The organism is Actinoplanes nipponensis, assembly GCF_016862275.1.
Lineage (GTDB): Bacteria > Actinomycetota > Actinomycetes > Mycobacteriales > Micromonosporaceae > Actinoplanes > Actinoplanes nipponensis.
In genome coordinates this window covers 259,763-284,614 of sequence record NZ_BOMQ01000026.1, presented here as the reverse complement: position 1 = coordinate 284,614, position 24,852 = coordinate 259,763, and the positions used below count along the sequence as shown (strand labels likewise).

General features: G+C 74.7%; 25 protein-coding genes. 13 read left to right on the top strand and 12 right to left on the bottom strand.

Annotated features, from left to right (window positions below; all coding sequences use genetic code 11):
* Positions 1 to 157 precede the first annotated feature (157 nt).
* Genes Ani05nite_RS11260 through Ani05nite_RS11250 form a run of 3 tightly spaced genes read left to right on the top strand, consistent with a single transcriptional unit; the run spans position 158 to position 4,437 of the window.
* A complete protein-coding gene (locus tag Ani05nite_RS11260) occupies positions 158 to 3,010 on the top strand; it encodes a LuxR C-terminal-related transcriptional regulator (protein ID WP_203767547.1) in 2,853 nt (950 codons plus the stop codon).
* Positions 3,007 to 3,552, top strand: a complete 546-nt coding sequence (locus Ani05nite_RS11255) for a LuxR family transcriptional regulator (RefSeq protein WP_203767544.1) — start codon at positions 3,007 to 3,009, stop codon at positions 3,550 to 3,552. The genes Ani05nite_RS11260 and Ani05nite_RS11255 overlap by 4 nt, the downstream gene beginning before the upstream one ends.
* Positions 3,553 to 3,609: 57 nt before the next feature.
* Positions 3,610 to 4,437 (top strand): M55 family metallopeptidase, encoded by an 828-nt coding sequence (locus tag Ani05nite_RS11250; RefSeq protein WP_203767542.1) that lies wholly within the window; start codon positions 3,610 to 3,612, stop codon positions 4,435 to 4,437.
* On the opposite strand, the gene Ani05nite_RS11245 is transcribed toward Ani05nite_RS11250, so the two are convergent.
* Positions 4,424 to 4,984, bottom strand: coding sequence for a helix-turn-helix domain-containing protein (locus Ani05nite_RS11245; RefSeq protein ID WP_203767539.1), 561 nt, complete (start codon positions 4,982 to 4,984; stop codon positions 4,424 to 4,426). The genes Ani05nite_RS11250 and Ani05nite_RS11245 overlap by 14 nt on opposite strands.
* Positions 4,985 to 5,045: 61 nt before the next feature.
* Between Ani05nite_RS11245 and Ani05nite_RS11240 the strand changes: the two genes are divergently transcribed.
* On the top strand, positions 5,046 to 5,900 hold the full coding sequence (locus Ani05nite_RS11240; protein ID WP_203767536.1) for an alpha/beta fold hydrolase: 855 nt from the start codon (positions 5,046 to 5,048) through the stop codon (positions 5,898 to 5,900).
* Positions 5,901 to 6,530: 630 nt separating this feature from the next.
* On the opposite strand, the gene Ani05nite_RS11235 is transcribed toward Ani05nite_RS11240, so the two are convergent.
* From Ani05nite_RS11235 to Ani05nite_RS11225, 3 genes are all read right to left on the bottom strand, one after another.
* Complete coding sequence (locus Ani05nite_RS11235) at positions 6,531 to 7,310, bottom strand: lysophospholipid acyltransferase family protein (protein WP_203767533.1); 780 nt, start codon at positions 7,308 to 7,310, stop codon at positions 6,531 to 6,533.
* Positions 7,311 to 7,334: 24 nt separating this feature from the next.
* Complete coding sequence (locus tag Ani05nite_RS11230) at positions 7,335 to 8,069, bottom strand: hypothetical protein (RefSeq protein WP_203767531.1); 735 nt, start codon at positions 8,067 to 8,069, stop codon at positions 7,335 to 7,337.
* 496 nt (positions 8,070 to 8,565) lie between these two features.
* Positions 8,566 to 9,765, bottom strand: a complete 1,200-nt coding sequence (locus Ani05nite_RS11225; protein WP_239129674.1) for an amidohydrolase family protein — start codon at positions 9,763 to 9,765, stop codon at positions 8,566 to 8,568.
* A gap of 108 nt (positions 9,766 to 9,873) precedes the next feature.
* Here Ani05nite_RS11225 and Ani05nite_RS11220 point away from each other — a divergent pair, with 108 nt between their 5' ends.
* Positions 9,874 to 10,467, top strand: coding sequence for a permease-like cell division protein FtsX (locus tag Ani05nite_RS11220; RefSeq protein WP_203767529.1), 594 nt, complete (start codon positions 9,874 to 9,876; stop codon positions 10,465 to 10,467).
* Positions 10,464 to 10,976 (top strand): SigE family RNA polymerase sigma factor, encoded by a 513-nt coding sequence (locus tag Ani05nite_RS11215; RefSeq protein ID WP_239129672.1) that lies wholly within the window; start codon positions 10,464 to 10,466, stop codon positions 10,974 to 10,976. Before Ani05nite_RS11220 ends, Ani05nite_RS11215 begins: the two co-directional genes overlap by 4 nt.
* Before the next feature lies 1 nt (position 10,977).
* On the opposite strand, the gene Ani05nite_RS11210 is transcribed toward Ani05nite_RS11215, so the two are convergent.
* The 4 genes from Ani05nite_RS11210 to Ani05nite_RS41810 are packed head-to-tail and all read right to left on the bottom strand — an operon-like array spanning position 10,978 to position 15,134.
* Positions 10,978 to 11,670 carry a VOC family protein gene (locus Ani05nite_RS11210; protein ID WP_203767527.1) on the bottom strand — a complete coding sequence of 231 codons (693 nt, stop codon included), beginning with the start codon at positions 11,668 to 11,670 and terminating at the stop codon, positions 10,978 to 10,980.
* Positions 11,670 to 13,970: an NB-ARC domain-containing protein gene (locus tag Ani05nite_RS41815; RefSeq protein WP_203767525.1), complete on the bottom strand. Its 2,301-nt coding sequence runs from the start codon at positions 13,968 to 13,970 to the stop codon at positions 11,670 to 11,672. The genes Ani05nite_RS11210 and Ani05nite_RS41815 overlap by 1 nt, the downstream gene beginning before the upstream one ends.
* 29 nt (positions 13,971 to 13,999) lie before the next feature.
* On the bottom strand, positions 14,000 to 14,425 hold the full coding sequence (locus Ani05nite_RS11200) for a MarR family winged helix-turn-helix transcriptional regulator (protein ID WP_203767523.1): 426 nt from the start codon (positions 14,423 to 14,425) through the stop codon (positions 14,000 to 14,002).
* A 4-nt stretch (positions 14,426 to 14,429) separates the two neighbouring features.
* Positions 14,430 to 15,134, bottom strand: coding sequence for a phosphotransferase (locus Ani05nite_RS41810; protein ID WP_203767521.1), 705 nt, complete (start codon positions 15,132 to 15,134; stop codon positions 14,430 to 14,432).
* Positions 15,135 to 15,199: 65 nt separating this feature from the next.
* Here Ani05nite_RS41810 and Ani05nite_RS11190 point away from each other — a divergent pair, with 65 nt between their 5' ends.
* The 4 genes from Ani05nite_RS11190 to Ani05nite_RS11175 all read left to right on the top strand — a co-directional run bounded on the left by Ani05nite_RS11190 (position 15,200) and on the right by Ani05nite_RS11175 (position 20,327).
* Positions 15,200 to 15,649, top strand: coding sequence for a helix-turn-helix transcriptional regulator (locus Ani05nite_RS11190; RefSeq protein WP_203767519.1), 450 nt, complete (start codon positions 15,200 to 15,202; stop codon positions 15,647 to 15,649).
* Positions 15,650 to 15,654: 5 nt separating this feature from the next.
* Entirely contained in the window at positions 15,655 to 16,065 is a 411-nt protein-coding gene (locus tag Ani05nite_RS11185; protein ID WP_203767516.1) for a VOC family protein, read from the top strand.
* A gap of 35 nt (positions 16,066 to 16,100) precedes the next feature.
* A complete protein-coding gene (locus Ani05nite_RS11180; protein ID WP_203767513.1) occupies positions 16,101 to 18,494 on the top strand; it encodes an ATP-binding cassette domain-containing protein in 2,394 nt (797 codons plus the stop codon).
* 876 nt (positions 18,495 to 19,370) lie between these two features.
* On the top strand, positions 19,371 to 20,327 hold the full coding sequence (locus Ani05nite_RS11175) for a tyrosine-type recombinase/integrase (RefSeq protein ID WP_203767511.1): 957 nt from the start codon (positions 19,371 to 19,373) through the stop codon (positions 20,325 to 20,327).
* On the opposite strand, the gene Ani05nite_RS11170 is transcribed toward Ani05nite_RS11175, so the two are convergent.
* The 3 genes from Ani05nite_RS11170 to Ani05nite_RS11160 are packed head-to-tail and all read right to left on the bottom strand — an operon-like array spanning position 20,324 to position 22,040.
* The gene (locus tag Ani05nite_RS11170; protein WP_203767509.1) at positions 20,324 to 21,145 is read right to left on the bottom strand and encodes an alpha/beta fold hydrolase; all 822 of its coding nucleotides are present in this window, start codon (positions 21,143 to 21,145) and stop codon (positions 20,324 to 20,326) included. The genes Ani05nite_RS11175 and Ani05nite_RS11170 overlap by 4 nt on opposite strands.
* Positions 21,146 to 21,156: 11 nt before the next feature.
* Entirely contained in the window at positions 21,157 to 21,576 is a 420-nt protein-coding gene (locus tag Ani05nite_RS11165) for an organic hydroperoxide resistance protein (protein WP_203767507.1), read from the bottom strand.
* Positions 21,577 to 21,593: 17 nt separating this feature from the next.
* Positions 21,594 to 22,040 (bottom strand): MarR family winged helix-turn-helix transcriptional regulator, encoded by a 447-nt coding sequence (locus Ani05nite_RS11160; protein WP_239129670.1) that lies wholly within the window; start codon positions 22,038 to 22,040, stop codon positions 21,594 to 21,596.
* Between the two features lie 73 nt (positions 22,041 to 22,113).
* On the opposite strand from Ani05nite_RS11160, the gene Ani05nite_RS11155 reads away from it, so the two are divergent.
* A complete protein-coding gene (locus Ani05nite_RS11155; protein ID WP_239129668.1) occupies positions 22,114 to 22,608 on the top strand; it encodes a GNAT family N-acetyltransferase in 495 nt (164 codons plus the stop codon).
* A gap of 3 nt (positions 22,609 to 22,611) precedes the next feature.
* Positions 22,612 to 23,445, top strand: coding sequence for an MBL fold metallo-hydrolase (locus tag Ani05nite_RS11150; RefSeq protein ID WP_203767505.1), 834 nt, complete (start codon positions 22,612 to 22,614; stop codon positions 23,443 to 23,445).
* Here the strand turns inward: Ani05nite_RS11150 and Ani05nite_RS11145 are convergent.
* Positions 23,442 to 24,233 (bottom strand): endonuclease/exonuclease/phosphatase family protein, encoded by a 792-nt coding sequence (locus Ani05nite_RS11145; protein WP_203767503.1) that lies wholly within the window; start codon positions 24,231 to 24,233, stop codon positions 23,442 to 23,444. The two genes, Ani05nite_RS11150 and Ani05nite_RS11145, sit on opposite strands and share 4 nt — an antisense overlap.
* A gap of 147 nt (positions 24,234 to 24,380) precedes the next feature.
* On the opposite strand from Ani05nite_RS11145, the gene Ani05nite_RS11140 reads away from it, so the two are divergent.
* On the top strand, positions 24,381 to 24,848 hold the full coding sequence (locus tag Ani05nite_RS11140) for a heme-degrading domain-containing protein (RefSeq protein WP_203767500.1): 468 nt from the start codon (positions 24,381 to 24,383) through the stop codon (positions 24,846 to 24,848).
* Positions 24,849 to 24,852: the final 4 nt, after the last annotated feature.

Sequence of the window (24,852 nt, the reverse complement as noted above, 5' to 3'; positions counted from 1 at the left end):
CGGACTGCGGCCGACGTCGGAGACACAGTCGCCATCCTTCCCGTTCGCGGGCAGGGCTGGACGCCTGCCGCACCACAGACTACGGAACCGCGGGGCCGCGCAGATCCCGTGTTCGTGCCACCCGGGCACGAACGGCGGGCCGAACAGGAAACGGGGGATGCGGGTGGCACAGCAGGACCTGGCCGGGCTCGCCGCCGCGCACCTGCGCCGTCCCGGCCTGGTCGTGCTCACCGGCGCCCCCGGAGCCGGCCGGTCCACGCTGCTGCGCCGCGTCGCCGCCGCCGCGCCCGGCCCGGTGCACGCCGGCGGCGGCCTGGCGATGCTGGCCGCCGTGCCGGCGCTCGCGCTGTCACGGGCCCTCAAGGCCCGCCTGCCCGCCCACGACGTGCCGCTGCTGGCCGAGGCCGTGCGCTCCCGGGTCCGCAGCGGCCTGCTGGTCCTGGACGACCTGCAGTACGCCGACCCGGCGACCCTGGCCGCGCTGCCGCACCTGGCCGCGCACGTGCGGGTGGTGGTCGCGCTGCGCACCCCGCACCGGCTGGGCGACGACACCGTGGCGGCGCTGCGCGCGGCCGCGACGGCCTGGCTCGACGTGCCGCCGCTGAGCCCGGAGCTCGCCCGGGAGCTGGCCCGACGCGCGGGCGGGCAGCTCGGCGACGCCGCGCTGAGCGCCGTCGTGGAGCGGGCCGGGGGCAACCCCCTCGCGATCACCGCGCTGGCCCGGCAGGCGGGCGCGGGCCGCGGCACCCCCGACACCGACCTCGACCAGGTCGCGTACGCGCTGGCCACCGCCCTGGCCGATCTGCCCCGCACGGCCCGCACCGCGCTGGCCGCGCTGGGCCTGCTGGGCCGCCCCGCCCCGGCGGCGCTGCTCGGGCCCGGCGCCGACGAGCTGCGCGCCGCCGGGCTGGTCACCGAGGACCCGGCCGGGCTGGCGCCGGTGTCGGCGTACTTCGCCGAGACCGCCGCCGGCCTGCTCGACGCGGCCGCCCGCACCGACCTGCACCGCGCGCTGGCCGAGCTGACCCCCGACCCGGAGGCCGCCCGGCACCTGGCCGCGGCCGGCGACCATCCGGCGGCGTACCGCCGGGCGCTGACCGCCGCCGACCGCGTCACCGGCGGCGACCGCGCCGAGCTGCTGCAGTTCGCGTGCGAGCTGCCCGGCGTCACCGTCGACCCGCGGGTGCGGATCGCGGCGGCCGACGCGCTGCTGGCCGCGGGCCGCCCCCGCCCGGCGGCCCGGGTGCTGGCCACGACCGGGCCGCTCGGCGTCGAGGCGGACGTGCTGCGCGGCGAAGCGCTGCTGCAGGCCGGCGACCCCGAGGGGGCCCGGGCGGCGGTCCGCCCGGTGCCGGACGCGGCGGCCGGTACGGTCGTGGCCGCCCGCGACCGGATCCTCGTGCTGGCCGAGCTGGCCACCGACCCGGCCGGCGCCCGGGACCTGGCCGAGAAGGTCTCGGCTCGCTACCCGGCGCCGCCGCCCGGGGTGGCCGCGGCGCTGGCGGCGGTCCGCGCGGCGCACCGGATGCCGGGGTGGGACACGGCGCTGGCGGCCGCGGCGGCCCAGGGCGCCGGTGATCCGCTGACCGGGCGCTGGAGCGCGTGGCTGCTGGTGGAGCATTTGGCGGCCGATGGACGGCTGCGGGAGGCGGCGGGGGCGGCGCGGGAGGCGGCGGGGGCTTGCGCGGCTGATCTGGCGTACAGCTGGCAGACCCGGTTCCTGGCGGTGGCCGACTGGGCCGAGGTGTTGCAGGGCAGCCTGTTCGGGGCCGCGGGTGGTGCCGGCGCGGGCGTTGGTGCTCAGGTCGGTCCGGCCGGGACCGGCGGGGTTGGCGGTCAGGTCGGTCCGGCCGGGACCGGCGGCGTTGGCGGTCAGGTCGGTCCGGCCGGGACCGGCGGCGTTGGCGGTCAGGTCGGGATCGCCGGCGTTGGCGGTCAGGTCGCTTCGGCCCGGACCGGCGGGTCCGCCGTTGCCGGGTCCGCGGGGATGGGCGCGCAGGCCGGTTTTGTCCCGGCCGGCGCGTGGGGTGGCCCGACGTCGGCGGGTGACCCGGCCGTTTCCGGCCCGGGGCCGGCGGGTGACCCGGCCGGTTCCGGCCCGGGGCCGGCAGCGGGTGACATGGCCCGCGATGCCGCCGACCGTGCGGTGCGGCGGGCCGCTGATCTGACCGACCGGGCGTTGCCGGCCGACGCGCGTGGCTACGCCGTCGCCGCGACCGCCCTGATCGAGGCGGACACCGGGCTGCTGGCCGCGGCCCGGGCCCGGCTGGCCGGTCCCGACGGGCACCCGGCGACCGCCTGGGTGGCCCGTGAGGCCGCCTGGCTCGACGGGCAGCCGGACCGGGCGACCCAGCCGCCGGACACCCCCGCCGTGGGCCTGCTCACCGGCCTCGGGCACATCACCGCCCGGTGGGCGGCCTACGACACCGGCGCCGCGGCCCGGGCCGCGTTCGCGTCGGCGTTCGAGCTGGACGCGCCGGCCCCGGTGATCCCGGCGGGGCTGCCGAACGCGGCCCGGCGCACGTTGACCGCCTGGGCCACCGGCACCGGTTTCACCGCGGCCGCGCAGGCCTGGGCCGGGATCGCCCTGCGCGAGCAGATCCGCTGCCTGCTGGCGGCCGGCCTGCACGACACCGACGCCGACCGGGCCGTGGCCGCGCTGCTGGAGGCCGAGCATCTGGCCGACACCGCCGGGCTGGTCGTGCTGGCCGGCCGGGCCCGCCGGGGCCTGCGCCGCCACCACGTGCACCGCGACACCCGCAGCCCGCGCTCGGGCGACCGGCTGACCCGGCGCGAGACCGACGTGCTGCGCCTGGTCGCCGCGGGCGAACCCACCCGGCGCATCGCCGGGCAGCTGGGCATCTCGGCCGAGACCGTGGACACCCACATCCGGGCCGGGATGCGCAAGCTGGGCGCGCGGACCCGGACCGAGGCGGCGGCCCTGGCGCTGACCCAGATCGAGGCGGCGGGTCCGCCCGCCGGCCGGCCCGATCGGGAGGAGGGCCGGTGACCCGGCAGCCGGACGCCCCTCGCCACGTCGTCGCGTCCGGCGCCGACGCCGACACCGTGGTCCGCCGCCTGACCCGCGACGGCTGGACCGTCCGGGAGGGCTTCGCGCTGCCCGACCCGGCCTGGGACGTCACGAACGCCCGGCTGGTGCTGCACGGCCGCGTCGTCGACCGGGAGAACCTGCAGCTGGCGGTCCTGGCGGCGGCCCGCGGCGCCGGCATCGTGGCCGTCTGCGACGCGGACTCGCTGGTGGGCCGGGCCCTGATCGACGACCTGAGCCGGCTGGGCGCGGTGCAGCTCGGCCCGGGCGGGCAGCCGGCCCCGGCCGAACCGGGCGACACGGTGGCGGAGCTGGTGCCCGAGCAGCGGGCCCTGCTGGACCGGCTGGCGGCGGGCGACACGATCGCGGCGGCCGCGGCGGCGGAGTTCCTGTCGCTGCGCACGGCGAACCGGCGGATCGCGGAGGCGCGGGCGCTGTTCGGGGTACGCACGACCCGCGAGGCCGTGCTGGCGTATCTGCGCCAGCGTCGCACCCCCGGCTGACCGGCCCGCCCGCGCGCCTCTCGCACCCGGGCGGGGCCCGCGTAGGGTGCGGAGGCGATGAAGGTATTGATCTCAGCCGACATGGAAGGCATCTCGGGGGTCGTGCACCCCACCGAGACCAACCCCGGCGGCTACGACTACGAACGGGCCCGGGCGCTGATGACCGCCGAGGTCAACGCCGCGATCGCCGGGGTGCTGGAGGCCGTGCCGACCGCCGAGGTGCTGGTCGCCGACGCGCACGGCCCGTTCCGGAACCTGCTGCCCGAGGAGCTCGACCGGCGGGTGCGGCTGGCCCGCGGCAAGCCCCGCCCGCTGGGCATGCTCGCCGGCCTCGACGACGCCACCGACGCGGTGCTGTTCGTCGGCTACCACGCCCGGTCCGGCGGCGGTCCCGCCGTGCTGGCCCACACCATCAGCGACGCCGTCCTGGACGTGCGCCTCGACGGGCGCCCGGTGGGCGAGATCGGGCTGAACGCGGCCCTGGCCGGCTTCCACGGCGCGCCGGTCGTGCTGATCAGCGGGGACGACGCGGCCTGCGCCGAGCTGCGGGAGCTGGTGCCCGGCACGGCGACCGTCGCGGTCAAGCAGGCGCTCGGGCAGGCCGCGGCGATCGCCCTGCATCCCGACGAGGCGCGGGCCCAGCTGCACCGGGTGGCGGCGCGGGCGATCCGCCGGCACGACCAGGTGCCGCTGGTGACGCTGCCGGGACCGCTGCGGGTCGAGGTCGACCTGTACGGGCCGTACACCGTGGACCTGGCCACCCTCATCCCCGGGGTGAGCCGCGCCGCCGGCGCCCGCACCGTGGCCTTCACCGCCGACGACGTGGCGCAGGCCTACGGTCTGGTGCAACTGCTGACCCAGCTGGCGCAGATCAAGCCGGGCTGACCGGCCCGGATCCGTCCGGCGGCGGCGCGGTGGGGAACAGGATCGGGCTGAGCAGGTACGGCCTCCGGCCGGGCGCGGGCTCGTGGGCGAACGCCTCACGCAGCACCTCGAGCAGCCGGCCGGACAGCTCGGCGAGCTCACCGGGGCTGAGCCACAGCGTGCCCTGCCGGTAGGACACCCCGTCGGCGACCGGATCGGCGCCGTCACGGTCGAGGTAGGCGTGGAACTCGGCGATCAGGACGGCCATGGCGGCGGCGAACCCCCGGCGATGGTCGTCGGTCGTCATCGCCGCGGCCGCCTCCGCGGTGATCGCGGGCCGGTGCTGGCGCAGCCGGAACCGGCGCTCCACGGTGCCACGGACCTGCTGCTCGCCGGCCACCTCCAGGAAGCCGCCCTCGGCCAGCAGGGCGACCTGCCGGTAGACGCTCACCTTGGGCACGTCGGGCAGGTGCGCGCTGAGCTGGCCGGTGGTCAGCACCCGCCCGCTGGACAGGGCGTGCACGATGCGCAGCCGCACCGGGTGCAGCAGCAGATTGACGGTGTCCACGCCCCCCATGATTTCAGATCTGACTTTATTATCGAAATTGATAACGAGCCGGGGAGGGCACATGCGGGACAGGGCAGGGCAGACGGTCGCGGTCAACGGCCGCAGCGTGTACGTCGAACAGTGCGGTGGCGGGCCGGACCGGGTGGTCTTCGAGGCGGGGGCGGGCTGCGGGCGTACCTGTTGGGACCCGCTGGTGCCGCTGCTGACCGAGCAGGCGGAGCTGGTGACCTACGACCGGGCCGGGCGCGCGCTCAGCGGCCGCGTCAGCGAGCCGCTGAGCATCGACGATCTGGCCGCCGACCTCGTCGCGCTGACCACGGCGGTGGCGCCCGGCCCGTTCGTGCTGGTCGCGCACAGCATGGGCGGCCTGATCGCCCGCCGCGCCGCCGAGCGCCTGGGGTCCCGGCTGCGGGGTCTGCTGCTGGTCGACCCGCTGCCGGAGACCTCCCCGGTGTACGACACCTGGGACCGGACCACCGAGAAGATCGACCGCATGATGGCGGTGACGCAGCCGCTGAGCCGGTTCGGCCCCCTGGCCCGCCTGCTCAGCGGCAACGTCCGCCGGCTGTATCCCGCCGACACCTACCAGACCATGCTCGCCGAGGACTTCACGCCGACCGGCGTCGCGCAGACCCGATCGGAGATGCGGGCGGTGGCCGCCGCCGTCACCGAGTTCCGCACCCGGCCGCCGCGGCTGCCGGCCTGTCCGACGATCGTGTTGTCCGCGGGACAGGCTGTCCGGGGCCGCGAACGCCAGCACGCCGACAACCAGGAGCACCAGCGCCGCTACGCCGACAGCCTGCCGGACGGGCGTTACGAGGTCGTCGACTCCGGACACTTCATCCAGGCCGAACGACCGCAGGTCCTGGCCGGGCACCTGCGGAATCTCCTGCGAGCGGCCTCTGACCGGGAGTGAGGGGTCAAACTTTTGGGCTCCGCCGGGGCCGGCATCGGGGCGGTGTGGGACGTCACCAACGCCCCGCTGGTGCTGCACGTCCCACCGGCCGCCAACGGGTGAGGGAGTGGGGGTCGCGCGGAAATCTCCGGTGACTCTCCCGCCCTGCGAAGGCCCCCGGGAAGACAATGCCGGGAAGGGCGGCCCACGAGACGCGGCAGTGCAGCAGCCGTGCAGGCGTTGCCGCGGAGTTGCCACTCAAGGGCACCGGCCAAGGGTTCACCGCTCGAGAAGGCACCGGCCAGGATGGAGCTGCACGGGAAGGCGCCAGCCGATGGGCTGCCCGGGAAGGCGCCAGCCAAGGTGGGGCTGCCCGGGAAGGCGCCAGCCACGGTGGGGCCCCACCTTGATTGCGCCGGCCGAGGTAGAGCCACCCGGGAGGCGTCGGCCACGGTGGAGTTGGCCGTGATTGCGGCGGCCACGGTGAGCTGCCTGTGATTGCGGCGGCCACGGGTGGAGCTACCCAGAAGGCGTCGGCCACGGTGGAGCCGCCCGAGAAGCGCCCGCCAAGGTGAGTGAGCCACCCGAGAAGGCACCCCGCCCTGAAGACGTCGCCGGGCTGGAAAACGCCGGCGGGTGAGCGCGTCCCGGTCAGCCCGGCCTGGTCCCGGCGGTGCGGTTGCGGCGGACGCGGCTCAGGTCCGGCGGCCGGGTCCGGTCGATGTGCCGGGGCGTCTCCAGCTCGTCCGCGCGCAGCGGCGCCAGCGTGCGGGCGATGCCTTCCACGATGAGGTCGGTGGCGCGCATCGCCTGGGCGCCCGGGCTGCCCGTCACGCCGGACAGGTCCACCGGCTCACCGAAGCGCACGTGCACGACCGGGCGCTGCCGGATCGTGCGCAGCAGGGACCGGGCCAGCCCGGCCGGCGCCCCGTACGGCAGCACCCGGTGGGTGTCCCACTGCGCGACGGGCACCACCGGCGCGCCGGACTGGGCGGCCATCCGGGCCACGCCGGTCTTGCCGCGTTCGGGCCACATCCACGGGTCGAGCCCGATGCGGCCCTCCGGATAGACCAGCACCACCGAGCCGTCGCGCAACGCCGCCGCGGCCGCCGGCAGGGCCTGCGCCACCTGGGCGGTGTGCCGGTCGACGCGCAGGTGCCCGCAGGCGCGCATGATCGAGCCGACCACCGGGGTGGTGAACAGCCCGGCCGTGGCCATGAACCGCGGGGCGATCCCGGCCCGGCTGCACGCGGCCATCAGCACCAGCGGGTCGACCGGGCTGACGTGGTTGGCCGCCAGGATCAGCGGGCCGCGGCGCAGCCCGGGTGCGAGCGTGCCGGAGACCCGCAGGCGGCAGATCAGCGGCACGACCAGTCTCGAGATGCGCAGCAGCGCCCGCCACAGCCAGGGTGCCCGCCAAGTCGCTTCCATCAGCTCGACATGATCGCATGCCGGTCAGCCCGCGTCGCGCAGCTCCGCCAGCCGAGCCTCGATCTCGGCCAGTTCGGCGCGCAGCCGCTCGGCCTGCTGCTCGACCTCGGCCCGCTCGGCCGACACGATCTGCTCGACCGCCTCCTGCACGCCGGGCACGTCGACCAGCTGCACGATCTTCATCGCCTCGGACGGCTTGACCACGTAGGGCTTGGCGAGCGCCTTGGAGCCCTGGTTGGCCGCGATGGTCCACTCGCCGTCGGTGTAGGCGAGGGTGACCGTCAGGCCGGGGGGCGGCTTGGGCTTGGCGGCCTTGGCGGGGGCCTTGCGGGGCGCCGGGGCCGGCGGGGTGGCCGCGGGGGCCGCCTCGGACGCGGCCGGGCTCGCCGCCGCCGGCGTCGCCGCCGGGGCCGGTGGGGCGGCGGGAGCCGGGAGCGGCTTGTCGATCACGAACTCGGGGGCCGGCCGGGCGGGCTGCGCCGGGACCGCGGGCGCGGCCTTCTTCACCGGGCCCTTGGGCGCCACCTGCAGGTCGCCGGGGGAGAACGGCAGCTCGTCGCGGCCGAAGCGGACCACCACCCACTCGTCGGACTCGGCCGGGTCGGTCAGCGCGACGACCTGGCCGACCTGCCCGGCGATCTGCCCCGCGGACTCGGTGAACATCACCCGGGGCCGTCGTCCCGCGGCGAGCCCGTCGCGGATCACCTGCAGCTCATCCGTGCCGAGCCCTCGCGCACCGGTGCGTGCCGCCGTTGCCATGGTCGTCCCTTCGTCGGTCACCCCGTCGTCCGAGCGGTCGTTCGAACGCGTGTTTCAATGCGGTAGTTCTACCAGGCCCCACCGACAAAGTTCGGCGGCGCGCCCGGCGGGCTGGGCCCGGCGAGGGGGATTATGGCCGTCGGCCGGACCACGGGCGCCACCGGACCGCGGCCCGGAGGTGGCGCGCTCGCCACCGATGTGCAAGACCGGGCGACGCCTCGGCCCGGGAACGGCGCGCTCGCCCCGATGCGGCAGACCGGGCGACGCCGCGGGACTGCGGCCCGGGAACGGCGCGCTCGCCCCCATCCGGTCGAACGACTGCGCCACCGGCCGCGGTCCGGCAACGGCGCGCTCGCCCCCGATCGGGGGGACAGAGACGCCGCCGGCAGCGGCGCGTTCGCACCCGACCGCAGCCCAGCAACGGCGGCATAACCGGACCACGGCCAGAAGTCGCACGCTCGCCCTATGAGGAGTGGACCGGGCGACGCCGCCCGCCTCAAGAGAGCGAAACGGAAACCCCCCGGGCGAACACCGCCCGGATGCTACCCAGCGCGCCCAGATCGGCCAGCGGATCCCCGTCCACCGCGACGATGTCGGCGTCGAACCCGGGCGCCAGCCGGCCCTTGCGGGTGGCCAGCCCGCACGCGGCCGCGGCCGTCGAGGTGGCCAGGCGGAGCGCCGCCGCGGGTGTCGTGCCGATCAGCGCGCTCTGGGCGAGGGCGAAGCGCAGCACGTCGTGCGGCTTGGCGAGCCCGATGCCCGCGTCGGTGCCGATCAGCAGGTGGGCGCCGGCCTCGTACAGGCTGCGGGTGTTGGCGATGATCCGCGGCATCCGCGTCATCACCGCCGGCGGCGGGGTGGCCCCGGGCACCGGGGCGACGCCCGCGGTCAGGCCCACGGCCACGCCGCTGTCCACGATCCGGCCGGTGAGGTCGCCGGGGTCGTCGACGCCGTCGGCGCTCCAGAACGAGACGTGTTCCATGCCGTCCACCCCGGCGTCGAGGGCGGCGCGGATCGAGGAGGTGCCGTGGGCGTGCGCGGTGACCGGCAGGCCGAGCCGGTGGGCCTCGTCGACCAGGATCCGCAGCTGGTCGGGGCTGAACTGGGCCTGCTCCTGGCGGGTGCCCGGGGTCATCGTTCCGCCGCTGGCCATCACCTTGATGACGTCGACGCCGCGGTCGGCGTGCTCCTGTACCGCGGCCCGCAGCGCCGCGGGCGCCGGTTCGGTCTGTCCACCGAGGAAGTGGCAGTGTCCGGCCGGGGTGGTGATGGGCGGGCCGGCCGCCACGATCGTGGGCAGGTCGCCGGCGCCGCGCAGGGTCAGCGACAGATAGGCGCGGTCACCGAGGTCGCGCACCGTGGTGACACCTCCGCGCAGGGCGACGCGGCCGGCGGCCGTCATCGCCGCCAGCGCCGCGCTGTCGTCCCGCTCGGCCAGCGCGGTCACCGGGTCGGCGCCGGCGTCGAACGCCAGGTGGACGTGCGGGTCGATCAGGCCCGGCAGCAGCGTCGCGCCGGCCAGGTCCACGACCTGGGCCTGCGGCGGCGGTGCGACCGCGTGATCGACGGCGATGATGGTCGCGCCGTCCAGGATCAGCACCGGATCGGCGACCGGCGTGGCCGACACTCCGTCGAACAGGGCCCGGGCCCGGATCGCGACCAGTCGCGGCCGGTCGCTCACGCGCATGCTCACCATGGCCGGGACGGTACGCCGCCCACGCCACCGGATCCGACGGCAAGTGACCGAACCACCCCCTCGGACCGTCATCCAGGGCAGACATCCACCGACCGAGGAGCGCACACCGTGCACCCAGACCTTCGAGGGCTGTTCCAGCGGGCCCTGGACGACGAACCCTGGCCCGCCCCGGGCGACCCCGTGGCGCAGGCCATGGCCCAGGGCCGGCGGATCCGCCGGCGTCGCGGCCTGCTCGCGGGCGGTTCGGCGGCCGTGCTGGTGGCCGCCGCGGGCCTCGTCGCCCACCTGGCGTTCGGTCCCGCCCCGGCGCCTCCGTCGTCGCTGCCGCAGGTCGCGATCGCGATGGGCCCGGCGGACCCGTCGTGCACGTGGCCGGTGCGGGACGCCGCCACCGACGTGTCCCTGTTCCTGAGCGAGGAGGCCACCGCGGTGCAGATTTCCGGCCTGCGCGACGCGTTGCGGGCCGACCCCGGCGTCCGGGACGTGCGGTTCGAGAGCCGCGCGCAGGCGTACCAGCGGTTCAAGGAGCTCTGGCACGACGACCCGGACTTCCTGCAGTCGGTCTCCGCCGAGTCGCTGCCCCAGTCGTTCCGGGTGCAGCTGACCCAGCCGTCGGAGTACCCCCGGTTCGCCGCGGCGTTCACCCACCGCCCGGGCGTCGCGGACCTGGTCGGCCGGGCCTGCCCGGGAACACCGCGGTGACGAGCGCGCGGCGGGCGGCCCGCGACGAGCAGTTCGCCGAGTTCGTCGTGGCGGCCACCCCGCGGCTGCGGCGCACCGCGTACCTGATGTGCCGGGACTGGCACCTGGCGCAGGACCTGACCCAGTTGACGCTGGCCCGGATGTACGCCGTCTGGCGCCGCATCCACCGCACCGCCGACCTGGAGGCCTACAGCCGCCGGGTGCTGATGAACGCGGTCCTCGACCAGCGCCGGCGCCGCAGCGACACCGAGGTGGTGCGGGCCGAGCTGCCGGAGCGGGCCGGGCGCGGGGCCGACGCGTCCGCGGAGCTGCACGTCACGCTGATGGCCGCGCTGGCCACGCTGCCGGTACGGGACCAGGCCATCGTGGTGCTGCGGCACTGGGAGGACCAGAGCGTGACCACCGTCGCGGAGATCCTCGGGGTCTCGCCGTCGGTGGTGAAGATGCAGAGCATGCGGGCCCTGGGCCGGCTGCGGGAGCTGCTCGGGGAGGACTTCGCCCGGCAGTGACTCACACCGGCCGGTCGGTCACGCAGTACGTCCGGCCGGCCGGGTCCCGCAGCGTGGTCCACCGCTCGTGCCCGGCCACCACCCGCGCGCCGAGCTGCTCGTGCCACGCCACCTCGGCGGCCCGGTCCGTGCAGGCCAGGTCCAGGTGCATGCCGGCCGGGGCGTCGACGCGTTGCAGCAGCAGCCGCAGCGGCATGCCGGGCGGGCGTACCAGGGCCTGGAACTCCGGCCGGGATCCCGGCCGCCGCGGCCAGCCGGTCACCGCGGCCCAGAACCCGGCCTCGGCGTCGAAGACGCCGGCCGGCACGTCCAGGCACATCTGGTCGACCAGGCTGCGCGCGCCGGCCGGCCGGTTGGCCTCGCCGTGCCAGGCCACCAGGCACCAGGGCAGCCCGGCGGGGGAGCGCAGCACCACCAGCTCGCCCTCGTCGGCCAGCACCGAGGCGCCCAGCGCCACGGCCCGCCGGGCCTGCGCCGCGACGTCGGTGACGTGCAGGTCCAGGTGGGCGCGGGCCGGGCCGTCGCCGACGACCTGCACCCGCAGGTACGGGTCGCCGCCGGCCGGCCGCAGCGTCGCGAACTCCCCGCCCGGTCCGCGCCGCGGCGAGAGCCCGGAGCCGGTCACCGCCTGCCAGAACGGCTCGGCCACCCGCGACGGGGTGTCCAGGAACCCGGTGATCCACCGTACCGTCATCACGTCTCCCGTCGCGGCCGGTCCGGCCGCCGCCGCAGTGCCGGGCCGCGGTGGGCCGGCGCGTCGCCGATCAGCTCCCGGGCGCGGGCCGCGTCGGCCTCGGCTTCCTGCTCGCGGCCCAGCCCGCGCAGCACCTCGGCCCGGCGTTGCAGCATCTGTCCCAGGCGCACCGGCAGCCCGAGCCGTTCATACTCCGCCATCGCCAGCTCGAACCGGCTCAGCGCCACGGCCGTCTCGCCGCGCAGGTCGGCGATCTCACCCAGCGCGGCCTGCGCGGCGGCGACACCGGGGCCGCCGCGCAGCCGTTGGAAGATCGCCAGCATCGCCGCGAAGTCACGTTCGGCGTGCCTGTACGCCCCGTGCCGCACGTGCAGCCAGCCGCGCTCCTGCAGGCAGTGCCCGCGCAGCTGGTCGTCGCCGAGGCGCTCGGCGACGCCCAGGGCGTCGGCCACCAGCTCGCGGGCCCGCTGGACCTGCCCGGACAGGCCGGCGGCCACGGCCAGGCCCAGCAGCGCCCAGCCGCGTTCGGGCTCGTCGCGCTCCGCCAGCAGCTCCACCGCCCGGGTCAGCACCGGGGTGCTCAGCTCGGGCCGCAGGAACGTGTTGTCCAGCGTGCCCAGCGACAGTCGCACCTCGATCTCATCGGCGACCGCCCCGAGCCCGGTCAGCAGCTCCAGCGCCCGCAGCAGCGCCTCCTGCGCCTCGTCGAAGCGGTCCAGCGCGCGCAGGGCGTCCCCGACGCGCCAGGCCGCCAGCGCGATCTCGCGTACGTCGGTGCCGAGGCGCTCCGCGGCTGCCAGCGCCTGCTGCGCCGCCGGCAGTTCGAGCCGGGACTGGCCGGTCATCCCGTACGCGTGCGACACCCACCGCAGCGCGCGGATGCGGAACGGCTCGTCGCCCAGCGCCGTCGCCACCGGGATCGCGGCCTGCCACAGCCGCAGCCGGTAGCCGTGCTCGGCCTCGCCGGTGACCAGCGGATGCACCGCCACGATGACCGCCCGGGCGTCCGCGGCCAGTCCCGCGCCGACGGCCGCGTGCACCGCCGCCAGCACGTTCTCGCGTTCCGCGGCCAGCCAGCCGCCCGGGCGGGCCCGCGCGGTCAGCCACCGCAGGTGCCGGCGCAGGCCCTCGACGTCCTCGGCGCCCTCGGCCGCCAGGTCCCGGGCGCACAGCCGCAGCAGGTCGTGCATGCGGTAGCGGTCCGGGGCCGGCGACTCCACCAGCAACGCCCCGGCGAGCCGTTCGAGGGCCCCGGCCACCGCGTGCTCCTCCAGCGCGCAGCGCGCCGCCGCCGCGGCCAGCCCGACCGACGGGCCCGGGTAGCCACCCACCCGCCGGAACACCAGCTGCTCGCCCGGGCCCAGCTCGTCGTAGACGACCCGCAGCGTCGATCGCACCGCCCGGTCGGCCAGGCGCATCCCGGCCGGCCGCCGGTTCTCGTCGTCGAGGCGGTCCGCCAGCGCCGACGCCGACCACTGCGCGCGCATCCGCAGCCGGGCGCCGATGATGCGGACCGCCAGCGGCAGCCCGCCGCACGCCCGCACCAGGCGGCGGGCGCCGTCCGGGTCGGCCGCCACCGGTCCCGGGCCGGCCGTCGCCGTGAGCAGCTCCAGCGCCGCCTCCTCCGGCAAGGCGCCGATGGTCAGCACCGACGCGCCCAGCAGGTCCGACAGCAACCGCCGGCTGGTCACCAGGGCCAGGCTGTGCGCCCCGCCGGGCAGCAGGTGGCGCACCTGCGCGGCGTCCCGGGCGTCGTCGAGCAGCACCAGCACCCGCCGGTCGTCCACCACCGAGCGGAACCGCGACGCCAGCTCCGCCACGTCGCCGCGCAGCTCGTCGTCCGGGCGGCCCAGCGCCCGCAGGAACCGCACCAGCACCGCCTCCGGCGGCACCGGATCAGCCGAGGCGCCCCGCAGCGCCGCGAACAGCTGACCGTCGGGGTAGTGGTCGCGGGCGTCGTGGGCGGCCCGCAACGCCAGCGCCGACGTGCCCGTGCCGGCCGCCGCCGCGAGCACCACCAGCTGCGCCCCGCCGGCCACCGCGGCCGACACCGCGGCGAGCTCCGCGGCCCGGCCGACCAGCACCGGCGCGGCCGGCAACTCCGCCGGGCGGCGCTGCGGCGCCACCGCCGGGGCCGGCCCGGCCGGCCGCCGCTGCCACCACCCCAGCGCGATCCCGGCCACGGCCAGCAGCGCGACCAGCGGCCAGGCCAGCCCCGGGTACGGGCCCAGCGCCGCCGGCACCACCGCGACCAGCCCCGACGCCACGACCAGCAACGGCACGACCCGATGCCGCATCATGCCCGGAAACATACATGCCCGTCACTGGCTCAGCGGAGCGCGGCACGCACCCGGCCCAGCGTGCCGGCGAACCGGGTCAGCGCCACCGGCGACAGCACCCCGCCCAGCAGCTCCGCCAGCTCCCGCTCGAACACCACCTCGGCCGCCGCCAGCGCCGCCGACCCCGACGGCGTCAACGCGATCAGCGACGAGCGCCGGTCCCGCGGGTTGGGCCGGCGCGCGCAGTGCCCGGCGGCCTCCACCCGGTCCACCACCTTGCTCGCCGCGCCCACGGTGATCTGCAGCTGGGCCGAGACGTCCAGCACCCGGCAGCCCGGTGTCGCGGCCACGACCCGCATCGGCATGAACTGACCCAGCGGCAGGGCGCAGTCGCGGCGCAGCCGGGCGTCGACGGCGTCCCACACCGCGATCTCCAGGCCCACCAGATCGTCGAAGAGCCGCCGCAGGTCCGTCACCGGATCACCCTAGCGACCGGCGATGCCGCCCGGTCCACTCGTACGCCGCCCGCACCCGCGACACCACACCGGCCTCCCGCAGCCGCACCATCGCCGGCACCCCCGCGTCCGCGCCCGCCTCGATGCCCCGCCAGCACCGGTCCTGCCACCACAACACCGTATCGACGAGCACCGCAAGATCACCCCAGCCGTACGCCCGCGCCACCACCCGCACCCGCCGCCCCGCCTCCGCGGGCGCCACCCCCGGGCCCAGCGGCACGAACTGCCAGCACACGTGGGCCACGTCCTGCACCCGCAGCCCCGGCCCGGCCAGGTCCCAGTCGATGAACGCCACCGGCATCCCGGCCCGGAACACCGTGTTGGCCGGCGACAGGTCGTGGTGACACACCACCTCCTGATCCCCGGCCAGCGCCGACCCCGCCGTCAGGTCGTGGAAGGCGCGCACCAGCCGCGCCACCGCGGCCAGCGCGTCGTCGCCGACCGGGGCAGCGGCGTCGCCGCCCGGCACGTCCCCCTCGACGAAACCCAGCACCTGCCGCCCACGCTCGTCCACCCCGAGCCACCGCGGCGCGCCCGGCCAGCCCCGCTCGGCGAAGAAACCCAGCAACCGGCCGACGAACGGCGCATCCGGCGGCGCCGCCTTGCGCACGGTGCCACCCACCCGTACGGCGGCGCCGACGAACCCGCCCGGCAACGGCTGCTCAGTCATCACCCCTTGATACGGCATCCCGCGCGCCGCTGGGCAACCGCGGGGCGGCGTGGCACGATTTCGCAGTGACCAGCAGACCCGCCGCGGCACACCACCTGAACGACCTCGCCCGGCTGCGCCGCGTCCGGGACCGCATCGACCGCGACTACGCCCAGCCGCTGGACGTCGAGGCGCTGGCCCGCGGCGCCACCATGTCCGCCGGGCACCTGAGCCGCGCGTTCAAGCAGGCCTACGGCGAGTCGGTGTACGCGTACCTGATGACCCGGCGCATCGAACGCGCCATGGCCATGCTGCGCCGCGGCGACCTCAGCGTCACCGACGTCTGCTTCGCCGTCGGCTGCTCCTCACTGGGCACCTTCAGCACCCGCTTCACCGAACTGGTCGGCGTCGCGCCCAGCGTCTACCGCCGCGAGGCCGCCCGCGCCACCGCCGGCATGCCCTCCTGCGTGGCCAAGCAGATCACCAGACCGATCAGGAATCGAGAAGCGCAGCTCACGCCGCCCCCATTAGCGTGACCGGCATGGACATCGTCATTCACAGCGCGTACCTGCCGCACAACGACCCCGAGGCCGCCCTGGCCTTCTACCGCGACACCCTCGGCTTCGAGGTCCGCAACGACGTCGGCTACAACGGGCTGCGCTGGATCACCGTCGGCCCCGCCGGCCAGCCCGGCACCTCCATCGTGCTGCACCCGCCCGGCGCCGACCCCGGCATCACCGACCAGGAGCGCGCCACCATCGCCGAGATGATGGCCAAGGGCACCTACGCCGGCATCAACCTGGCCACCAAGGACCTCGACGGCACCTTCGAACGGCTCCAGGCCGGCGACGCCGAGATCGTCCAGGAACCGACCGACCAGCCGTACGGCATCCGCGACTGCGCCCTGCGCGACCCGGCGGGCAACATGATCCGCATCCAGCAGCTGCGCTGACCCGCCCGACCGCACCACCTCACGAGGGAGAAGCCATGAGCACGGCCACCCGGACGGCGCCGCCGCCCAGCGAGCCGCACCGCCCCGCCCGCCACGACCGGATCCGCGTGCAGGGCGCCCGGGTGAACAACCTCAAGGACGTCAGCGTCGAGATCGCCAAGCACCAGCTGACCGTCTTCACCGGCGTCTCCGGCTCCGGCAAGAGCTCGCTGGTCTTCGGCACCATCGCCGCCGAGTCCCAACGGCTGATCAACGAGACCTACAGCACCTTCGTACAGGGCTTCATGCCCACCCTGGCCCGCCCCGAGGTCGACGTCCTCGAAGGGCTCACCACCGCCATCATCGTCGACCAGGAACGCATCGGCGCCGACCCCCGCTCCACGGTCGGCACCGCCACCGACGCCAACGCCATGCTGCGCATCCTGTTCAGCCGGCTCGGGCAGCCGCACATCGGCTCGCCCCAGGCGTTCTCCTTCAACGTCGCCTCGATCAGCGGCGCGGGCGCGGTGAACATCGAACGCGGCGGCACCACCGTCAAGGAACGCCGCAGCTTCTCCATCACCGGCGGCATGTGCCCGCGCTGCGAGGGCCGCGGCTCGGTCACCGACATCGACCTGACCGCCCTGTACGACGACAGCAAGAGCCTCAACGAGGGCGCCCTGACCATCCCCGGCTACAGCATGGACGGCTGGTTCGGGCGCATCTTCAGCGGCTGCGGCTTCTTCGACCCGGACAAGCCCATCCGCAAGTTCACCAAGCGCGAACTGCACGACCTGCTCCACAAGGCACCCACCAAGATCAAGGTCGAGGGCATCAACCTCACCTACGAGGGCCTCATCCCCAAGATCCAGAAATCCATGCTGTCCAAGGACGTCGACAGCATGCAACCCCACATCCGCGCCTTCGTCGAACGCGCCGTCACCTTCACCACCTGCCCCGACTGCGACGGCACCCGCCTGAGCGCCGCCGCCCGCAGCTCCAAGATCGCCGGCGTCTCCATCGCCGACGCCTGCGCCATGCAGATCAGCGACCTCGCCACCTGGGTCGGCGACCTCCACGAACCCTCCGTCGCCCCGCTGCTGACCACCCTGCACCGCACCCTCGACTCCTTCGTCGAGATCGGCCTCGGCTACCTCTCCCTCAACCGCCCCGCCGGCACCCTCTCCGGCGGCGAGGCCCAGCGCGTCAAGATGATCCGCCACCTCGGCTCCGCCCTCACCGACGTCACCTACGTCTTCGACGAACCCACCATCGGCCTGCACCCGCACGACATCCAGCGCATGAACAACCTGCTGCTGCACCTGCGCGACAAGGGCAACACCGTGCTCGTCGTCGAACACAAACCCGAAACCATCGCCATCGCCGACCACGTCATCGACCTCGGACCCGGCGCCGGCACCGCCGGCGGCACCATCTGCTACACCGGTACGGTCGAAGGCCTGCGCACCAGCGGCACCGTCACCGGCCGCCATTTCGACGACCGCGCCCAGCTCAAACCGACCGTCCGCACCCGCACCCGCACCCTGCCGATCCGCGGCGCCACCGCCAACAACCTGCAGAACGTCGACGTCGACGTCCCCCTCGGCGTGCTCTGCGTGGTCACCGGCGTCGCCGGCTCCGGCAAGAGCTCCCTCATCCACGGATCCGTCCCGGCCTCGGCCGGCGTCATCGCCGTCGACCAGAGCGGCATCCGCGGCTCCCGCCGCAGCAACCCCGCCACCTACACCGGCCTGCTCGACCCCATCCGCAAAGCTTTCGCCAAGGCCAACGGCGTCAAACCCGCCCTGTTCAGCGCCAACTCCGAAGGCGCCTGCCCCACCTGCAACGGCGCCGGGGTCATCTACACCGACCTGGCCATGATGGCCGGCGTAGCCACCCCCTGCGAACAATGCGAGGGCAAGAGATTCCAGCCCGCCGTGCTCGAGCACCACTTCGGCGGCCGCGACATCAGCCAGGTCCTCGCCATGTCGGTCACCGAGGCCACCGAGTTCTTCGGCGCCGGCGAGGCCCGCACCCCGGCCGCCCACACGATCCTGCAACGCCTCGCCGACGTCGGCCTGGGCTACCTTACCCTCGGTCAACCCCTGCCCACCCTCTCCGGCGGCGAACGCCAGCGCCTCAAGCTCGCCACCCGCATGGGCGACAAGGGCGGCATCTACATCCTCGACGAACCCACCACCGGCCTGCACCTGGCCGACGTCGAACAACTCCTCGCCCTGCTCGACCGCCTCGTCGAAGCCGGCAAATCGGTCATCGTCATCGAACACCACCAGGCCGTCATGGCCCACGCCGACTGGATCATCGACCTCGGCCCCGGCGCCGGCCACGACGGCGGCCGCATCGTCTTCGAGGGCACCCCGGCGGATTTGGTCGCCGGACGCTCGACTCTTACGGGGGAGCACCTGGCGGCCTACGTGGGCGCGAACTGACCGACGGCGCGGGGGAGCGGCGCAGGAGGCAGCCGGACTGCTGGTGGCGCGCCCGGAGGCGCCGCTCCCACAGGCTGGCACAGCGTCGCTCCACGACCACGAGTTGATCATGAGCGTGGGGGAGCGCTCGGGATCTCCTGGCGCTCGGATCTCCTGGTCCAGGGAGCGGGCGCAGCGTTGCCGGAAAGGGGCGCCGACTCCCAACGACAGGGCGCGCCGTCACGGGCCCGCATCACCGGGCTCGCCGCGCGGAGCAACCGCCGAAGCAAGCCGACGGCGTCACGGCGTCGCGGTCGGTCGGTCGGCTCAAGACCCGGGAGAGGCTGCTCGGCACCCGCGGCCACGGGATCACGACTCGACCCGACCCGGCCAAGGCCTTCACGGCGATCGGACCGACACAGGCGTGAGGCCCCACACCGCGACACCGGAAGCGGGACCTCACGCTCACCAGCGGTCCAAACCGACGCACCAACATCCACCATTCGCATGGTCGATAATTGACATTATGTCAACCTGAGCGCGGAAGGGCCTCCGAAGCCGAGTGCGGGCCAGCGTGGGCGTCACGAAATCTCAGGAGAAGGCTTCTGGCAGAAGTCTGCGCTCACGGCGTGCGGTCCCGCATCCGGCAAAGGCTGACCCCCCGCGAGCCGGCAGGTCAGCCGGGCGCTGACCGGCACCCACATACCGGAAAGCCGTCCGCCTCGGACCGCGCTGTCGAAGCCCGCAGCAGGCCGCTTCGGAACGGCCAGGTCGGACTAGCGATCACGTGGGCTGGCACAAAGAGACCATGGCCGCCTGCACTACACCTGCAGCGCCGCCGCCCGCCGCCTCGCTGGGCCGATGCGCTGAGTGCCCATTTCCTGCATAATATTCCTTATGCGGGATGAACAAGACATCAAGGTTGAAACTCTCATAGAAGACTTCCTCGGCGCAAGGGCGGTCCGCAAGCCGTCCGAGCACACCCTGATGGCGTACCGCCGGGACCTGACCACCGTCCTCAAGCTCATCGGCGATGATGTCACTCTGCGTGACCTCTCCCCCAAGGCCCTGCGCGCGGCGTTCGCCGCCTTCGCCGCCGGCCGGGCGCCCGCCTCGGTCTACCGGTGCTGGTCGAGCTGGAACTCGTTCTTCGGTTTCCTGGTGGTGGACGGCGTGGTCGCCGGCAATCCGATGTCGGCGGTGGGCAAGCCGCGGATGGCGGTCCCCTCCCCCAAGCCGTTGCGCGGTGAGGACACCCCGGAGCAGTTGTTGCAGGCGGTCAACGGGCGCGACGAGCGGCAGCGGGATCCGTGGCCGGAGCGTGATGTGGTGGTGCTGGCTCTGGCGTTGTGCGCCGGGCTGCGGTTGTCGGAGTTGCTGGCGTTGCGGGCGGGTTCGGTGCTGGGTCGGCCGGGTGAGCGGCGGGTGGAGGTGGCCGGCAAGGGCGGGCGGCCGCGGACGGTGCCGGTGGAGCCGGAGCTGGATGCGGTGGTGGAGCGGTATCTGGAGAGCCGGCGGTTGCGGTTCGGGCGGTTGCGGCCGGGGGACGCGTTGTTGGTGGACCGCAAGGGCGCGCCGTTGCGGCGGGGTGGTCTGCAGTATCTGGTGGAGTCCTGTTTCCGGCGGGCGGGTGTCGCCGATCGGGTGCCGCGGGGTGCGCAGTTGCATGCGTTGCGGCATACGTTCGCGACGCGTCTGGCGGAGGACGGGGCGAACGCCTCGGAGATCATGCGGCTGTTGGGGCATGCGTCGTTGACGACGTCGCAGGGTTACATCGAGGTGACGGCGGCGCAGCAGCGCGCGGCGGTACGGGCGAACCGTACCAACCGCGCGCTGGGTGAGCTGGCGCCTTAGCTGTGCAGGAAGGTGAGCAGGGCTTCGTTGAACTCGGCGGGGTGCGAGGCGTTGATGCCGTGCGGGCCGTCCTTGATGACCACGAGGCGGCTGCCGGCGACGGCTTCGTGGGTGCGCTTGCCGCTGTGCTCGAAGGGCACGATGGCGTCGCTGTCGCCGTGGATGACCAGCGTGGGTACGTCGATCTTGGCGAGGTCGCCGCGGAAGTCGGTGAGGCCGAAGGCGGCGATGCAGTCCAGGGTGCCCTTGGGTGAGGCCACGTGGGCCAGTTCCTGGGCGTAGCGGACCTGGGCGTCGCTGACCTTGAGGGTGGTGCCGGCGGTGAAGAAGTTGGTGGCGAAGCCGTCGACGAAGGCGATCCGGTCGGTGGTGACGCCCTGCTGGAAGGCCTTGATGGTGGCGTCGTCGAGGGCGCCGTCGGGGTTGTCGTCGCTCTTGTAGAGGTACGGCGGGACGGCGCCGGCGAAGACGGCCCGGGCGATCCGGTCGCTGCCGTAGGTGCCGAGGTAGCGGGCTACTTCCCCGCCGCCCATGGAGAAGCCGACGAGGGTGACCTCGCGCAGGTCGAGGTGGCGCAGCAGGGCGTCGAGGTCGGCGGCGAAGGTGTCGTAGTCGTAGCCGTCCCAGGGCTGGCTGCTCTGGCCGAAGCCGCGGCGGTCGTAGGTGACGACGCGGTGGCCGTCGGCGATTAGGGCCGGGATCTGGGCTTCCCAGCTGCGGCTGGACAGGGGCCAGCCGTGGATGAGCACGACGGGGTTTCCGGTGCCGGCGTCGTCGTAGTGCAGGTCGACGCCGGGGCTGGTGGTCAGGGTGGGCATGGCTGCTCCCGTCAGGCGATGGTGAGGTTGACGTCCACGTTGCCCCGGGTGGCGTTGCTGTAGGGGCAGACCTGGTGGGCGGCCTCGATGAGGCTGTGGGCGGTGGCTTCGTCGAGGCCGGGCAGTTCGGCTTCGATGGCGACGGTGAGGCCGTAGCCGCCCTTGTCGTTGGGGCCGATGCCGACGTCGACGGTGATGGCGGTGTCGGTGAGGGTGATCTTCTGCTTGCCGGCGACGAGCTTGAGGGCGCTGTGGAAGCAGGCGGCGTAGCCGGCGGCGAAGAGCTGTTCGGGGTTGGTGAGGTGGCCGCCGGGGCCGCCCATCTCCTTGGGGACGGCGAGGTCGAGGTCGAGGACGCCGTCGCTGGAGCGGGTGTGGCCGCCGCGGCCGTCGCCGGTGGCGGTGGCGGATGCGGTGTAGACAGCGGTCATGGTGGGTCGCTCCTTGGTCAGATGGTGCTGGCGGTGGCTGCCGCGCCGCGGATGCGGGTGAGCAGGTGGTGCAGTTGGGTGAATTCCTCGATGGTGAGGTCGAGGGCGCAGGCGAGGCGGTGGGGCAGGTCGGCGACGCGGTGTTCGAGGGCGGCGCCGGCGGGGGTGGGGCTGATCCAGACGGTGCGTTCGTCGTCGGTGCCGCGTTGGCGGTGGATGAGGCCCTGGTGTTCGAGGCGTTTGAGCAGGGGCGAGAGGGTGCCGCTGTCGAGGCGCAGGGCGGCGCCGAGGTCGCGGACGGTGAGTCGGCCGCGGTGCCAGATGACGCGTAGGGCGAGGTATTGCGGGTAGGTGAGGCCGAGGGCTTCCAGGGCGGGGCGGTAGAGGCTGGTCATGGCCCGGGAGGCGGCGTGGAGTTCGAAGCAGATCATCTGCTCGAGTCCGGTGGTGTCGGTGCCTGCCATGCCGAGAACGCTAGTGCGCGATTGAGTTGTGCACAACTGAAGTGGCGATGAACACAGGCCCTAGGATCGCCGGGTGATCCGTTTCGTCAGACTGCCGCCGGCCGCGCTCGACGCGCTGATCGCCGGGGACCTGCCGGCGGCCGGCGCCGCCGCCGGTCACCCGCTCAGCGAGTTCCTGGTGTCCGAGCGCTGGCTGTGGGAGATCCGCCGGGAGCAGATCGCCCGGGATCCGGCCAGCGCGGAGTGGGTCGCCCGGGCGGCGGTGGCCGAGCCCGGCGGGATGGTGGTCGGGCACGCCGGTTTCCACGGCCCGCCGGACGCCGACGGGAGGGTCGAGGTCGGCTACTCAGTGGATCCGGCGTACCGGCGGCGGGGTTACGCCAAGCAGATGCTGGCGGCGCTGCTGGAGCGGGCCCGGCGCGAGCCGGCGGTACGGGTCGTGCGGGCCAGCATCAGCCCGGCCAACGTGGCGTCGCTGGCGACGATCGCCGGGTTCGGCTTCGAGCGGGTCGGCGAGCAGTGGGACGAGCAGGACGGGCTGGAGCTGCTGTTCGAGTGGCGGCCCTGACCGATGTCCGGCGCGGTCCGGTGCACCTTCTACGGCACCTCCTCGGTGCACGTCAGCGACGGCACGGTGGGCATCTTCACCGATGCCTTCCTCACCCGGCCGTCGCTGCTGCGGGTGGGCCTGGGACGCATTGCCCCCGACCCCGGGCGGGTCCGCCGGGCCTTGGCGAAGGGTGGGGTGACCAGCCTGGATGCCGTCTTCGTGGCCCACGCTCACTACGACCACGTCATGGACGCACCCGAGGTGATCAAGCAGGTCGGCGGGACGCTGTACGGGTCGGAGTCCGCCCTGAACGTCGGCCGAGGCGCGGGACTGCCCGAGGCCTGCCTGCAGCCGATTGCCCACGGCCGGGAGTACACCGTCGGCGACTTCACCGTGCGGGTCTTCGAGGGCCGGCACAGCCCCGGCAACCGGTACCCGGGGTCGATCCGGGAGCCGCTGGCCACCCCGGCGCGGGCGAGCCGCTACCGCGACGGCGGCTGCTTCTCCTTCCACCTCGTCCACCCGAGCGGGTCGGTCTTCATCCACCCCAGCGCCAACTTCGTCCCCGGCGCGTTCGCCGGTGTCCGCGCCGAGGTGCTCTATCTGGGGATCGGCGCGCTGGGCCGGCAGCCGGCCGCGTTCCGCGACGACTACTGGCACCACGTCGTCGAGGCCATCCGCCCGCGGCTGATCGTGCCGGTGCACTGGGACAACTTCGGCCGTTCGCTGGGCCGCCGGCTGCGCCCCCTGCCGGCCTGGTTCGACGACTTCGCCGCCACCAGGGCCTTCCTGGAGCGCCGGGGCCGCGAGGACGACTGGGCCATCCGCTTCCAGGCCCCCTTCGAGGGGATCTAGTCGGCCGGGGGCGGGTCCAGGTGCACGACCAGCGGCCGGTGGTCGGAAACCCCCACGGCGGGGGTGCGTACCTGCACGACGGGTCCGAGCAGCCCCGCCCCGCGCGGGTCGGCCAGGATGTGGTCGAGCTGCGCGCGCGGCGACGGGCTGGGGTAGGTGGCCCGGCGGGCCAGCGGCCGCCAGCCGGAGAAGGCCCGCACCGGCCCGGAGGGCATGTTGAGGTCGCCGAGCAGGATCCGCGGCGCCGGCAGGGCGCGCAGGGCCCGGACGGCGGCGCGCAGCTGGCGCACGTTCCAGCCGGGCACGAACGACAGGTGGGTGTTGGCCACGGTCATCGGCCCGGTGGGGGCGTCGACGACGGCGGCGAGCAGGATCCTCGGCTCGTCCTTGAGCATCATCAGTCCCCCGCCGGGCCCGGGGATCCACACCGGGGAGCGCACCGGCGCGGCCGGCAGCTGGGTGATCTGCCAGCGCAGCACGGGCCAGCGGCTGACCAGCGCGATGCCGTAGAGCGGGTGGGCGTTGTCGTCGTCGGAGCGCCAGGGCTGCCACCGCTCCCCCGGGGTGCCCACCACGGCGGCGGCGAAGCGGTGCACGGGGGCGCCCATCGCCTCGGCGGCGATGGCGGTCAGGTCGAGCAGGCCGCTGCGCGGCTGGGCCCGGTCCACCTCCTGCAGGCCCAGCACGTCGGCGTCCAGGTCGGCGACGGCGGCGGCGATGCGGTCGGCGTGTACGGTGCCGTCGGACAGGGACCTGCCGTGCAGCAGGTTGAAGGTGGCCAGGCGCACGGGGTTAGACCTTAGCGGCAACGTGGGAGGGTGGCTGTGTTCAAGGCGGTCTGCTGTGCGGCGGTGGTGTTCGTGATCCTGGGCTCGCTGGGGATCTGGTTGCGCCGTAGCCGTGGCCGAAGCTGATCTTTGCCGGACAATGGCGCCATGACCGACGACGATCTCATCGCAGCGCTCGAGGAGCAGGAGCGGCGCCTGACGTTCGCCCGGTTCGACAACGCGGACGCCTGGCACCTGGGCAGCCTGCTGGTCGATCTGGCGACCACCCGGGACCTGCCGGTGGCGGTGGACATCCGCCGCGGCACCCAGCAGCTGTTCCACGCGGCGCTGCCGGGCAGCACGGCCGACAACGACGCGTGGATCGCCCGCAAGGTGCGGGTGGTGGAGCGTTTCGCCGCATCGTCCTACCTGGTCGGCCGGCGGCTGGCGGCCAGAGGCGACGCGCTGGACGCGAAGTTCGGCGTGGACCCGGCCGACTACGCCGCGCACGGTGGGGCGTTCCCGGTGCGGGTGCCCGACGTGGGGGTGGTCGGGGTGGTGACGGTGTCGGGGTTGCCCCAGGCCGACGACCACGCCCTGGTGGTGGAGGCGATCGCCGCCTTCCTGGACCTGTGAGCGA

Excerpts from the sequence above, each read along its gene's own strand:
- Ani05nite_RS11240 (WP_203767536.1), top strand. The coding sequence starts at position 5,046 with ATGCGGGACAGGGCAGGGCAGACGGTCGCGGTCAACGGCCGCAGCGTG.
- Ani05nite_RS11170 (WP_203767509.1), bottom strand. The coding sequence starts at position 21,145 with ATGCCCACCCTGACCACCAGCCCCGGCGTCGACCTGCACTACGACGAC.
- Ani05nite_RS11235 (WP_203767533.1), bottom strand. The coding sequence starts at position 7,310 with ATGGAAGCGACTTGGCGGGCACCCTGGCTGTGGCGGGCGCTGCTGCGC.
- Ani05nite_RS11150 (WP_203767505.1), top strand. The coding sequence starts at position 22,612 with ATGTCCGGCGCGGTCCGGTGCACCTTCTACGGCACCTCCTCGGTGCAC.
- Ani05nite_RS11175 (WP_203767511.1), top strand. The coding sequence starts at position 19,371 with ATGCGGGATGAACAAGACATCAAGGTTGAAACTCTCATAGAAGACTTC.
- Ani05nite_RS11165 (WP_203767507.1), bottom strand. The coding sequence starts at position 21,576 with ATGACCGCTGTCTACACCGCATCCGCCACCGCCACCGGCGACGGCCGC.
- Ani05nite_RS11225 (WP_239129674.1), bottom strand. The coding sequence starts at position 9,765 with ATGGTGAGCATGCGCGTGAGCGACCGGCCGCGACTGGTCGCGATCCGG.
- Ani05nite_RS11180 (WP_203767513.1), top strand. The coding sequence starts at position 16,101 with ATGAGCACGGCCACCCGGACGGCGCCGCCGCCCAGCGAGCCGCACCGC.
- Ani05nite_RS11185 (WP_203767516.1), top strand. The coding sequence starts at position 15,655 with ATGGACATCGTCATTCACAGCGCGTACCTGCCGCACAACGACCCCGAG.
- Ani05nite_RS11230 (WP_203767531.1), bottom strand. The coding sequence starts at position 8,069 with ATGGCAACGGCGGCACGCACCGGTGCGCGAGGGCTCGGCACGGATGAG.
- Ani05nite_RS11160 (WP_239129670.1), bottom strand. The coding sequence starts at position 22,040 with ATGGCAGGCACCGACACCACCGGACTCGAGCAGATGATCTGCTTCGAA.
- Ani05nite_RS41815 (WP_203767525.1), bottom strand. The coding sequence starts at position 13,970 with ATGATGCGGCATCGGGTCGTGCCGTTGCTGGTCGTGGCGTCGGGGCTG.
- Ani05nite_RS11260 (WP_203767547.1), top strand. The coding sequence starts at position 158 with ATGCGGGTGGCACAGCAGGACCTGGCCGGGCTCGCCGCCGCGCACCTG.
- Ani05nite_RS11140 (WP_203767500.1), top strand. The coding sequence starts at position 24,381 with ATGACCGACGACGATCTCATCGCAGCGCTCGAGGAGCAGGAGCGGCGC.
- Ani05nite_RS41810 (WP_203767521.1), bottom strand. The coding sequence starts at position 15,134 with ATGACTGAGCAGCCGTTGCCGGGCGGGTTCGTCGGCGCCGCCGTACGG.
- Ani05nite_RS11210 (WP_203767527.1), bottom strand. The coding sequence starts at position 11,670 with ATGACGGTACGGTGGATCACCGGGTTCCTGGACACCCCGTCGCGGGTG.
- Ani05nite_RS11250 (WP_203767542.1), top strand. The coding sequence starts at position 3,610 with ATGAAGGTATTGATCTCAGCCGACATGGAAGGCATCTCGGGGGTCGTG.